General features: G+C 52.5%; 7 protein-coding genes. 6 read left to right on the plus strand and 1 reads right to left on the minus strand.

The genetic code is table 11. The annotated features are described in order from the left end of the window. Window positions 1-117: 117 nt before the first annotated feature. From BUE18_RS12020 to BUE18_RS12045, 6 genes are all read left to right on the plus strand, one after another. Window positions 118-810 (plus strand): NUDIX hydrolase, encoded by a 693-nt coding sequence (locus tag BUE18_RS12020; RefSeq protein ID WP_073475980.1) that lies wholly within the window; start codon window positions 118-120, stop codon window positions 808-810. 487 nt (window positions 811-1,297) lie between these two features. Continuing rightward, window positions 1,298-2,437 carry a hypothetical protein gene (locus BUE18_RS12025; RefSeq protein WP_073475982.1) on the plus strand — a complete coding sequence of 380 codons (1,140 nt, stop codon included), beginning with the start codon at window positions 1,298-1,300 and terminating at the stop codon, window positions 2,435-2,437. 732 nt (window positions 2,438-3,169) lie between these two features. Continuing rightward, window positions 3,170-4,351 carry a thiolase family protein gene (locus BUE18_RS12030; protein ID WP_073475984.1) on the plus strand — a complete coding sequence of 394 codons (1,182 nt, stop codon included), beginning with the start codon at window positions 3,170-3,172 and terminating at the stop codon, window positions 4,349-4,351. Between the two features lie 879 nt (window positions 4,352-5,230). Next, window positions 5,231-7,075: an SUMF1/EgtB/PvdO family nonheme iron enzyme gene (locus BUE18_RS12035; RefSeq protein WP_073475986.1), complete on the plus strand. Its 1,845-nt coding sequence runs from the start codon at window positions 5,231-5,233 to the stop codon at window positions 7,073-7,075. 71 nt (window positions 7,076-7,146) lie between these two features. Next, window positions 7,147-8,208, plus strand: a complete 1,062-nt coding sequence (pgsB, locus tag BUE18_RS12040; RefSeq protein ID WP_170868338.1) for a poly-gamma-glutamate synthase PgsB — start codon at window positions 7,147-7,149, stop codon at window positions 8,206-8,208. A 22-nt stretch (window positions 8,209-8,230) separates the two neighbouring features. After that, window positions 8,231-10,717, plus strand: a complete 2,487-nt coding sequence (locus tag BUE18_RS12045) for a hypothetical protein (RefSeq protein ID WP_073475990.1) — start codon at window positions 8,231-8,233, stop codon at window positions 10,715-10,717. Window positions 10,718-11,277: 560 nt separating this feature from the next. On the opposite strand, the gene BUE18_RS12050 is transcribed toward BUE18_RS12045, so the two are convergent. Continuing rightward, a partial coding sequence (locus BUE18_RS12050; RefSeq protein WP_280173697.1) for a BREX system Lon protease-like protein BrxL occupies window positions 11,278-12,536 on the minus strand: 1,259 nt, incomplete at its 5' end.

Here is a 12,536-nt window from a genome sequence, read left to right on the forward strand (position 1 = left end):
TTCTATGACCAAGGACGCGCCCAAGGACGCGTCCTTGGCGCCGGAAACGAAAAGGTGTACAGTACAAACCATGCAATGCGATCAACATGAAAACTCAGGCGGAAGAGCAAAACAGGCATGGCGTACACCTACAAATACCCCAAGGCGGACCATACCGTGGACGCGGTGGTTTTCGGCATTGATTTTGACGAGGCGGCCCTCAAGATCCTTCTGATTGAAAGGGCGCGGGAGCCCTTTAAAGGCAATTGGGCCTTGCCCGGCGGGTTTGTGGAAATGGACGAGGACCTGGAAGCCGCGGTCATCCGGGAGTTGCGGGAGGAGACCAACATCCGTCTTTCCTACATGGAGCAGCTGTACACCTTTGGCGCGCCCGGCCGCGACCCTCGAGGCAGGGTGATCTCCACGGCCTTCCTGGGCCTGGTGCAGCCCGGCCACATTGCGATTCAGGAAGGCAGCGACGCCGCCAAGGCGATTTGGTGGAATGTCAACGAATTGCCCGGCCTGGCCTTTGATCATGCCGAGATCATCAAAACCGGCGTCCAGCGCCTGCGCAGCAAAATCAGCTGGCAGCCCGTGGGCATCGAACTTTTGCCCGACGAGTTCACCTTGTCCGACCTGCAGCAGGCCTGCGAAATCATCCTGGGCCGCACCATAGACAAGCGGAACTTCCGCCGTAAAGTGTTGAAATTCGGCGTCCTGGCGCCCACGGGAAACGTGCGCAAGGAAAACTATCGCCCGGCCCAGCTTTACCAGTTCGACAAAAAACGCTACGCCCTGCTTCAAAAGCAAGGCATTGATTTTGAGGTCTAAGTATCCAAAATTTCCTGAGTAGCCCTGGCAGGGCAGTATGTCTCATTCCCATGCCCCCTCCGTCTCGTTGCTATGCTTTGTGTGATAATTTATATCTAAGTATCTGAAACCAAATAATTTTCATTTAAAGGGCCGTGGGCGGCCCTGGCGCAGCAGTATCGTGCCGGGGTTGCGAGCAACAAAAGGGGCGACCTGAAAAGATTGTAGAAATCCTAAATGATAATCGTCCATAAACTATGAGTAAAAACAGATCTTTTTTTAGGCTTAAAAACTCCAATTATCCAAACACGATGGGCCTTCTCGTTCCCATGCTTTGCGTGGAAATGCATACTTAAGATTCAAATATTATATCAGATTCAATTTACTTACGTCGTCGCCCGATGGGTATGAATAACTGGTTTATTTAGTCCGATCGATTAAAACACTTCCCCCGGTTTTACTCTTCCCAAATTTGTTGTAAGACAATGGGCCAAAGGAGAATCAAACCATGGCTCAAAAATCATCTGCGCACTCAATGAAAAGCGGCGGCGCCGATCTGCTGGTCCTGGCCGGAAAATCCGCTTACGATCATATACGTGAAAACGGCCTGCAGCCCTCGGATGTCTCCGCCGTCCTGGGCGCCTCGGGCGCCGCCAAATGGCTGGTGCTGTACGGCCTGGATTCGGCGGTTTTCTCCCAATGGTTTGCTGGCAGGACCGAGCCTCTGGAACTGATGGGAACCTCCATCGGCGCCTGGAAGCTCACCGCGGCGGCTCAGGACGATTCCGCGGCCGCCTTCGACCGCCTTAAGGACGCCTACATCAGCCAAAGCTACAAGGGCCGGCCCACGGCCAGCGACGTGTCCGGCGAGTCCGTGCGCATCATGGAAATCATCATGGGTCGGGACGGCGTCAATCAGATTCTAGCCCATCCCTATTGCAGGCTCTCCTTTTCCGCAGTCCGGTGCAAAGGCCTCATGGCCCGGGAGGAAGCCCCCTTGCTCATCGCCGGCATGGCCTGGGCCTTCGGCCTGAATTACGTCTCCCGCAGCCTCCAGGGCAAAGTCTTCGAACGCACCGTGTTTCACGATCCGCGCACCATAGACTCTGTGCTGGATTTTTCGGAGTTTCCGCCCAACTTCACGCCTCTGAACACGGGGAACTTCTCCCAGGCCCTTTTGGCCACCGGGTCCATCCCCCTGATCATGCACGGAGTCAAGGACATTCCCGGCGCTCCCAAAGGCATGTACCGGGACGGCGGCCTGCTGGACTATCATCCCGCCATTCCCATGAAGCCGAAATCCAAAGGATTTATCCTGTACCCCCATTTTTACCCCCACGCCGTCAGAGGTTGGTTCGACAAAAAACGCACCTCCCGGTGGGCGGACGGCGAAATTCTGGATCGGACCATCATCCTGGCGCCGTCCCCGGAATTCGTGGACAAGCTGCCCTTCGGGCGCATCCCGGATCGCAAGGATTTCTCCCGGTTTCAGGACAAGGACCATATTCGTCAGCCCGCCTGGAAAGAAGCCGCCCAAATGAGCATAAAACTCGGCCAAGACTTCCTGGACCTCACTGATAAAGGAACCATCAAAACCGCCGTGCAACTAATTGACAGAGACCAGGACAAAGCAAGGAAAAGATTATAAAAGCAAGCCTCCGGCGGCGAACTTTTGAAAAAGTCTGATCAAAACTTCTTAAATGGCGCTTCGCGCAGAATTGTGCCTGGCTGTGAAAAACGCGGTCGCCGAGACGTAGGTTGGGTGGTTCTGAGGCAATGATGCTCATAAAATTCAATAGGATATATCCTGCGCCAAAGACCTCTAAAACCTGAAGAGCCTTGCAGGTTCACCCAACAAAAAGAATCGCGACGCCCGCCTTTCCTGTCATTTCTGCGAATGCAGGAATCCAGCGTTGAATTGGTGTTTTTTAAGGCCTTAACGCCCAACCCGGATGTCATGCTGAGGAGATCAAACAATCCCCCATGCCGTTTGTTGATTAAGGATTATCGGGGCAAGCTGGGCGTTCCGGAGCGCATTGAGTTTACGAACGAAATCCCCCAAACCTCCGTATAAAAGTCAGACGCGAAAGGCATCTGAAGCCGTGTTTGACAAGTGTGTAATTTTGCGTTATTCCCTGTTAGTAAATGCCGCAACTTCAAGGGACTAACGGCATAACGCGCCCTGGAGCAAACAATCCGGCGGCGGCTGATTCGGCGAGACGCGGATTATGCTTCGGTTGGGCTATGGGAGATCAACCCGGGACTTATCCCCGGGAGCGGCGGCGCCCGGAAGCTGTGGCGGCTGACCAAACCCGGCAGGGCTTTGGGATCATTACCGGTGAGTTTTTTTTGTTTTAATCCAAATAGAAGAGGTGAATCGATGAGAGATGTTGTGATTGTCAGCGGGGCCAGAACGGCTATTGGCGGGTACATGGGATCGCTTTCCGCGTTGTCCGCCGTGGAGCTTGGGGTCGCCGCCCTGAATGGAGCGGTTGAAAAGGCGGGAATAGACAAGGCGGAGATTCAGGAAGTGGTTTGCGGCCAGTGCAATCAGGCCGGATCTCCCGGAAACACCGCCCGGCATATTGCCATGGGCGCAGGGCTGCCGGCGGAGTCTTTCGCCTTTACGGTGCATCAGCAGTGCGCCTCCTCCATGCGGGGAGCGGAGCTTCTGGCCCAGGAGATCACGCTGGGCAAGGTTGACGCCGGCGTCGCCGTGGGCGTCGAAAGCATGACCAATGCGCCTTATCTGCTCATGGGAGCGCGCAAAGGATACCGCCTCAATGACGGAGAACGCATTCAGGACAGCCTTATGATCGGCGGGCTAGTGGACGCTCTCCTGGGATACCACATGGGCGTGACCGCCGAAAACATCGCCGAACGCTATGAAATCTCCCGAGAAGAGCAGGACGAGTGGGCTCTCATGAGTCATCAGCGGGCTGTTGCAGCCACGGAAGCGGGATGGTTCACGGATGAGATTCTCCCGGTTGAAATCAAGACCCGCAAGGGGATCGTCACCTTTGACACGGACGAGCATCCCAGGGCCGACACCACCCTGGAGAGTTTGGCCCGCCTCAAGCCTGTGTTCAAAAAAGGAGGGACCGTGACCGCCGGGAACGCGTCCGGGCTGAACGACGCCGGGGCCTGCATCGTTATGATGGCGGCGGACAAGGCGGATTCGCTGGGCCTTAAGCCTCTTGCCAGGGTGGTAAGTTCAGCCCCGGGGTCGGTTGAACCTGAGGTGATGGGGCTCGGCGTGGTTCCGGCGGTGAAAAACGCCCTCAGGTTTGCAAAGATGGACCTGGCCGACATGGATTATTTTGAATTCAATGAGGCTTTCGCCGCCCAGGTGATCGGATGCAACCGGGAGTTTGGATTGGATGTGGAGCGCATTAATGCAGCCGGTTCCGGAATCAGCCTGGGCCACCCGGTTGGCGCTACGGGAGTGCGTCTCATCGTTACCATGATCAACCAATTGCGGCGGCGCGGCGAACGGTTCGGCTGCGCGTCCTTGTGCGCCAGCGGCGGTCCGGGGCATGCTTTCATCGTGGAAGCCCTATAGACCTTCGGGGAAATTTCACGGGATATTCGGCGACTATAACCCCGCCCCAAAAGCGATTATCGAAATCCGGCCTAACATTCAGCTACGATGGAATGTTAGGCCGTCCCGCATTCTTGTAAAAGGGCTTCAAGCCTCTTCCAGACCTTCGACAACCTTAAAATAAAAGCCATCCCGGCAAGGGTCGGTCTGATTTTCAAGGCCGTCCCGCAAGCCGGGACCCCGGTTCATTTTTGCTCTTTCCCTGGAACAGGATTATGTATTTGAACGCAACAGGCTTTGGACGTCATAGCCATGCCCTGAAGGGAAGCCGGCTAAAAAAAATGGGTGGGCCCATTGAAGGCATGACGGCGCCTTGAACAGGTCCATTTGCTTATCTTCTACCGGAGATTGCCGTGGTTTCATGGATTTTGCCTATGAATTTTGCATGATTTTGGGGGATGAACAGCCGGTTTCTTGCAAAATGCCTTAACGCCGATTGATTATTTTGTCAATAAAATTAATAATTTGTCTGTTTTTTAGGATCGGTTGGATGGGGTATCCGGGAAAAGCTCAGAAAAAAAGGCCCCTATGATATTTTTCCATATTTCATAGTGACAGGATTTTAATGTGAATAATTGTAGGAAATAAAATATCTGCCATCGCCGGGATTGGATTGTGAAAATATCTTGAAAATTCCAGTCCGCTGTTATATGGATGAACCTCATTTACTCACAAAAAATTCAAAATCAGATACCTTTTACGGTAAGTTAATTTCGCAAGACGAAATAATATTAAATGCGTCATCGGCAAGAATGGGTCATGCATTGATTCTTTTCAGATAAAACGGCTTGCATTGAAATATTCCATTAATGACAGTGTGCATTAAAAAAGGACTTTCAGATGGATAATTCCAAGATCAGTTCCATATTCGGCGAGTTGGGCAAAGATATTGGAAATGACACCACACAGAAGTTACGCCATATCGAAGAGCAACTGGCAAAGCATAATCAAGCCATTAATCGGCTTATCAGAAATGCTGAAAGCTCCAAGAATAAAAATCCAAGGATCGCTGTTGTAAACGCCAGAACCAGCGCGGAAGCCATCTGCAAAGCAGTATTTATGCATGAGTTTAAGGCCAAGCCTGGAAAAATCATGTTGGATGGATACATCAACAGACTGGCCAAGCAAGAGTTTCTGCCAAGAAATATTGTGGCGGCTCTCAACACAGTGAGGGAGCATGGCAACCTTGTCTTGCATGACGCCACCTATGATCCGGACGAGAACTTTTTAGGGGCGACTCTTAACTCGCTGTCATCCATACAGACTTGGTATTTCGACAAGTATCCCATCCCCAAGAAAAAGCCGGAAATCGTTGAACCAAAAGAAAAAAATGAAAAACCGGGGCATCCCCTCAAATGGATCGCATGCATTGTTGCACTGCTGTTGGGGTTATCCATAACCTACTTGATTTATAGTAAAAAAAATAAACCGGACCCAAGCATGGGTGAGGAGTTTCATCAATACTGGCAAGAGCAAGCTCCTCAACTTTCTCGGCTCAGAGACTTTGCAGCGTTGACGGGAGGAAAAAAACTGGCCCCCGACGCGTGGCGGAAAGCTGATGCCATGGCCTATGATGCGGAGAATTATTACAAGAGTCTGACCGAAGGGCAAGATGGACGCGCAAATGATTTTCAGGACGCATTAACCGCCTTAAAACAAAAGACAACCATGGCGGGCCAACTACTTGAACGAGCCGGGCTAATCGCTGGCGGCATGCAATTGGATAATCCTGATGCGGAATTGGAATCCCTGCAGCGGGCATTTGCCGGGTTGAGGATATTATTGACCGAAAAGCCAAACCATACCCAGGGGTTGGCAATGGCTGAGCATTACAGCGAAAAGCTCAAGGTCTCCAATTCATTGGGCATGGGCTTCGTATATCTGCCTCCTGGCGAGTTCCTTATGGGAAGCCGTTCCGAGGAAACCGGCAGGAATGAAGATGAAAATCAGGTCTATAGGCAGGTGAACGGTTTTTACCTGGCCCAGCATGAGGTGACCGTGGCCCAGTTCAAAAGTTTTGTTGAAGACCTCCAGTTTAAGAAGGAGGTTTACAGGACAGATGCTGAAAAGCGCGGGAAATGTTGGGCGCGCGTGGAGTCTGAGAATCCTTGGGGCTGGGTGGATGGAATCTCGTGGAAAAACGTAAATTTTTTTCAGGACGGCGGCCATCCGGTCACGTGCATCACTCACAATGATGCTATCGCATTTTGCAAATGGCTTACTAAAAAAGAAGGGCGTAATTACCGCCTCCCTTTGGAATCTGAATGGGAATATGCCTGTCGGGCGGGAACAACGTCGCCGTTTTCCTTCGGGGATTCCCTCTCCTCGGATATGGCTAATATTTACGGTTTAAAAGGGTACCCCAACACCAATCAAATGATTTCCACGGGAAGATTTCGGAAAGGCTCCACCCCGGTGGGGTTATTCGCTCCTAACGCATGGGGTCTTTATGACATGCATGGAAACGTATGGGAATGGTGTCAGGATCCCTACATATACGATTATAAGGTGATCAGCGCCGAAACGGAGGATAACGCGGGCATTGCCTGGGAAAGCGAGCACGTGAGAAGAGGGGGCGGATGGGCCAGCTCCCCCATGGCCTCCCGTTCGGCCAACCGCTGGAAGCTGCCTCCCGACTATCCCAGGACGGATAGCGGTTTCCGGATTGTTCTTCAGCAAGAGTAAAATTGGAAAGCAGGCGGCGCCCAAGGCCGCAAGCCTTGACCCCATTGTTGCTGTTTAAACTTATGATGCCAATGACAATTATAGGGCTGCTCACTCTGTTTCTTGTGCTGGCCGGTGTAATGGAGAAACGCCGAAACGCTTTGAACATCGGCAAGATTCCGATTCGCATTCATGTTAACGGGACGCGGGGGAAATCCAGTGTGACCCGGCTGATCTGGGCGGGTTTAAATGAGGGGGGATTCAAAACCTATGGCAAAACTTCAGGCTCCCTTCCCGTCAGGATCTTTCCGGATGGTTCTGAAAAAAAGATTATGCGGGCGGGCAGGCCCAATATCATTGAGCAGTGCCGCGCCATGGATGAGGCCGCGCAACTGGGCGTAGACGCCATTGTATTGGAATGCATGGCTTTGGCTCCCGTCCTTCAGTCCTTTTCCGAGCTGGACATTGTGAAATCGACACACGGAGTCATCACCAATGTGGGCCCCGACCACCTGGACGTCATGGGGCCTACGGAGAACCATGTAGGCCGGGCATTGTGCGGGACGGTCCCGAGAAACGAGGTCGTCTACACAGGAAGAACGGTATACACCGGGCTGATCCACGCAGCCGCCCGAGACCGCCATTCAGAGTGTGTTGTAGTTGAGAATTGGGAAGACGAGCCGGAGTCAAATAGAATACTGGATGGTTTTTCATATTTGGAGCATGCGGAAAATGTCTCCTTGGCCTTGAAAGTGTGCAGCGACCTGGGGGTGGATCGCCGAATCGCCCTGGAGGGAATGCGGCGTATGCGCCCGGATGCAGGGGCCATGACAGCCTCCAGGATCCAATACAAAGGCTCCCGCCTGACATTCGTCAATGCATTTGGCGCCAATGACCCCCGAAACACCCGCCGCGCCTGGGAAAGGGCGAAGGTTTGCTTTCCCCGAGCTGATTACGCAGTCCTTTTGGTCAATTGCAGATCGGATCGCATTTTACGTAACATGCAAATGGGGGCTCTTTGCGCGGAATTGCATGACGTTGACCGGTGCGTGATCATCGGGAAGGGAATAAGGTCATTTACCCTACTTCATCAAAGAGCGTCAGGCAGGCCCATGGCAGCTTCCGGAGCCTCTATCCCTGACGTTGCTGAATGAATTTCGTCGGAAGATATCATGGGTGTGTCTGGATCACGTGCTGGATATCTTGCATCCAAGATCGGAAATCCGCATCGAGCACGAAACGCAGAAGACCGTCCACCGCAACATGACGACACTCAACTATGCCCCCTTTTTCTGCTCATTTCGAGACTACGTGGAAAGATGCGAATATGGAGGAATTGACTCCGGCCGCAAGCTGACTATTCGTTCCAATCGGCTTCATTGCGATCATTTTGTGCAGCAGATGGTCTTAATAATGCTGTTTGACGAGTTCTTAAGGAACCCTCAAAAGGTCTTGTTCCAGTACGGCCACGGACATGACTTCAATCACATCCAGCGCATCACCAGGGCCAGTGATGAACATGCTCACAAAGTGATCAACGTGCTCCGCGTTGAACCGGAAAAGACCTCCACGGAGGAAATCCGCAGCATTCTTCACCAAGTTAGCGCCATTCAAGATTCCATAATCCTTGTGATACCCAATGACGAGGGCTCCGACCAGTTTACCGACATACTCCATGAATTCAGGATCAATCAACTGGTGGACTTGCCGCAAAACAGGGTCCATGATCCCAAAGACAGAGCTGAATTGATTCACAGGTCCTCCGCTCTTGCTTTTCAGCAATGGGCCTTGTCCCATCAAGGGGATAAGAAATTTCAACTCTCCCAGGATGCGATGGAGCGAACGGAACTTCTGGTCAATCCCATTGATTGGGCGATTTTGCATGAGGCGGAAAGAATTGCCGAGGATCTCTCCGATCCTTACGAGATCCTGGAGGAGTTTTTCAGCGCTTTGAACAGCATGTCCCAAACCCAATCCCAAACCATAATTTCCGCCATAGCCAACGGCTCGCCCGTGCCATATAAGCACCTGCTGCGCGTTGGGGCCCAAACTTTTAAAAAGTCGGAACTGGGCCACGACATGGCTTATTGGGTGGAGTGCTGCCTGGACAAATGGCTTAACGTCTCATGGGCTTTTCCATGCGGGCTTTCCCCCGTAAATAAAAACGGAGGTCCGGCGGCAATCGTCCCAGATGCCCCCGTCGACAGCGCTTTGGATCAGTGGGAGGACAGTTGCTATGAAATCCTCACATGTCTTCTCAAAGAGCGCAGGAAAAACGGCCGGTCAGAAAAAACGCCTCCTTCCAAAATCATGGATATGGACAGAGTCGATCGATTCGTAAACACATTGGGGGAAAATTTTTTGGAAATTGATGCCAGCAAGGTTTCCTGGGACGCCATTGAACTCCTGCGCTGGCCTCATTTGCGCTACCCTATGCCCAGCGCCATAACGCGCAGAATGCGTCAGGCTGGCAGGTATTTGTGGATTCGCCAGCAAGGCTTGGACTTGGCAGCGGTCCTCCCTTTGGGGCGGCGGCGCTACCGCATGCTCCTTGATACTGTCGAACAATACTGGACCGTATTGGAATGGGCCCGCAATATTTCAAATAGTCTGCCAAGCGGGTGGAGGCAATGCGTGACTTATTTGACTACCATCATCTCCAACCATAGCGTAGAAGATGCCTGGCGCAGGGAATGGAGTCAAATATACGACGCCCTGCTATGCTTGGTGCGCAACGGAAGCCCTGTTCTTGTAATTTGCGACCGAACTATGAGAGGAAAGCCTGTGTCAGGCGACAAACTTGGAACCCGGGAAGTTTTGGCAAAGGCTCAGGGTTATGGCCAGTTGATAGGCAGGCTGAGGGAGACTCGGCATTTAAGAATGGGTGAATTTCTTATCCCTTTGTGGGGGCGCCACAGGGGGGCGCAAGCCCTTGAACGCTTGCATCGGGAGTGGCGGCTTCTGGAAATACTGCGGGAGAATGTAGGCGAAGAGGGGCCTGACAGGATTCAGGCCATGACCGGTTTTTTTAAAGATTTATTTCAAGCTGTTGGCGGGGCATCCAATGATGATGAATTCGCCTCCCGCTTGATGGCCTGGATGAAAGATATGGATCTCCACGGGAGAAAGGACCATAAGGCTTGGTATATCAAGGAATTGATTGGAGAGCCGCCCGAATGGTATCCGGATCACAAACTGCACTCCAAACTGGGAGGCAAGCTGGACTATGGCTGGAAGGCTCTGGATGCGGCCGTGGATTTGGAAGCCCTTACCCGCCGCCATCGCTACATGGACGGCTACCACCTTCTGGCCTGCATCAACGACCTGCGCATAGGAATCAAAGATGCCACAAAAACCCGGTTTCCCCTGAGCACTGTGGAGAAGATCCTGGACCTGTTTGTCGCCAGTCTGGAAGGGATTATGGCTCAACTTTCCTGGTGTGTTGAAATGGCGGGACATGAGGATTTGGCCGCCAAAATTCAGCCGCCGAACATCCGCATCCAACCCCCAGCGGATTTTTCTCCCCCTTCCAAGGAGGCGATGAAAGATGTGATTCGGATTGTCCAAGACGATTACGGTTGGAGCATCTACCAACTGGGATTGCCCGGCCGCAGCAACAAGCTGTCCTACTTCAGCCGCGGCGCTGACTTTGAGTTGGAATAAAGAACAAGGTTTTTAAAGTTTACGAAGTATAAAGAGGAAGAACTTAAGAAGCATGTCCCGCCGCTGGAAGATTACGGACGTATCATTATGCTTGCCGGTCCAGATCGCGATCTTATTAAGCCTGTTTTTTAACCGGGGCCAGAGAGTCCGAAGTCCTGGAAAACGCAAACAAAAACAAAACGGTTGACCAAGTGGTTGACTATGAAGACGATTTGGAGTGATTTTGGCGTTTGGGATGTCTTGTTAAGTGCTTGAAAATATGGCGAGAGAGACCATTTAATTCATCCTGTAAAAATATGTAATAATTGAAAGTAACAAATTCGATTTTTGCTAGATACCGTCAAAAATACCGTCACCAATTTGGCCTGAAAATAGGACTCTTGCCGACGGGGCCGCCATATTTTTACCCCAAAAGGCTGGTCATCACACGGAGAAGGCGCCCTGAGAATAGAATGCATGCCAGACAATGGGTAAGCAACTTCATATTTTATTACGTCAGCCCCAGCGCTTTTATGGCCGCGGCTCGGGGTTCGCCTTAGAAGAGCGGCTCGGGGTTCGCCTTAGAAGAAAGGATCCACGTGCTCCATGATATCGGCGTCCACGTCCAGGAAGTTTCTTTTATTCTCGATGGGGATGAGGGCCCGTTTGGCACCGTTGTCCATGGCCACCTGGAGGGGCTCCACAAGGGATCTTACGGGCTTGATGTTGCCCTGGATGCTCATGTCTCCCATGATTAACGTGGCTGGGGTGGCGGGGCTCTTGCGTATGGCCGAAAAAACCGCCACAAAGAACGCCACGCCCAGTTCGGACTCAACCTTGTTGTTCAGCAGGTCAATAACCTCCACATGGAAGTCGGCGGTGTTCACCTCCCTGACGATCCCCAGTTCCCCCTTTTTGGAGTTCAAATAGCCAAAGGCTCTCTGGATGGACTCCTTGGTGCTGCCGGAAACTCCTCCGGCCATTTTCAGCTTGCCAGTACCCGGGGAAATGCTCACCTCAATCCGAAACAGCCCTACGGTCCCTTCAAAATTTACGGAGCCGCTGTAGATGCATCCGGGCGCCAGGGGATCGGATGAAATCAGATCCCGCCCGCCCATCTCCGGGGCGCCCACAAAGTGCTCTTCCCCGGTTTCCTTTTCCATGTAGCTGAACGAGGTGTGGTAGTATTCGAAGGAGCCCATTTTCTTGAGCTGTTCCTTTACACGGCGGCGCCCCTCGATGGCGAGTTCAAGGATTTCCTTCATTTCCTCGGCAGTGGCTTCCCCGTTCGGGTAAATAATTTTCATAAGGCCGGAGACGGTCTTTCTCACAGCCTTCCTGTCACGGGCGTTAAGGTGCGACCCCAGGGAGAAGTGCTTGTCTGTGACCTCGGTGAAATTATGCTTCCTGAGGGCTCTCAGGGCCTCTGCGAGGTAATCCACCACGAAGCCATAATGCTTGGTGAACAGTTCCACCCGCATCTTGGGAATTTCCCAACCTGGCAGATAAAAATGCAGCCGGTCTATAAAAGCCATGTCGTCCCGGATTACGTCCGGCATGGGAGCGAAAAGATGCCCGGTTTGCACCATGACATCCACGGGCTGATTGGTGTTGCCGAACATGACGATGCTGGCATTGCCGCTGTCAGCATCCTTGCCTCTTTGAAAGGTTCCTGACTCGCAGTAGGTCTTGAGGGTGGTGATGACCTCCTTGGGCATTTTCCGCAGGTCGGCCAGCCCGTCAAAGCCTATAACATCCCCCCGGGCGTGGGGAATACTCCTTTTGCCGGGCGTACACGCGGATATATTCCGGTTCATCCCCACGGGCGTGGGGAATACTC

This window comes from Desulfatibacillum alkenivorans DSM 16219 (genome assembly GCF_900142135.1).
Classification (GTDB): Bacteria; Desulfobacterota; Desulfobacteria; order Desulfobacterales; family Desulfatibacillaceae; genus Desulfatibacillum; species Desulfatibacillum alkenivorans.

What these genes read in the sequence shown, in the direction of transcription:
- BUE18_RS12020 (WP_073475980.1), top strand. Translation starts at nt 118, where the DNA reads ATGGCGTACACCTACAAATACCCCAAGGCGGACCATACCGTGGACGCG.
- BUE18_RS12025 (WP_073475982.1), top strand. Translation starts at nt 1,298, where the DNA reads ATGGCTCAAAAATCATCTGCGCACTCAATGAAAAGCGGCGGCGCCGAT.
- BUE18_RS12030 (WP_073475984.1), top strand. Translation starts at nt 3,170, where the DNA reads ATGAGAGATGTTGTGATTGTCAGCGGGGCCAGAACGGCTATTGGCGGG.
- BUE18_RS12035 (WP_073475986.1), top strand. Translation starts at nt 5,231, where the DNA reads ATGGATAATTCCAAGATCAGTTCCATATTCGGCGAGTTGGGCAAAGAT.
- pgsB (WP_170868338.1), top strand. Translation starts at nt 7,147, where the DNA reads ATGACAATTATAGGGCTGCTCACTCTGTTTCTTGTGCTGGCCGGTGTA.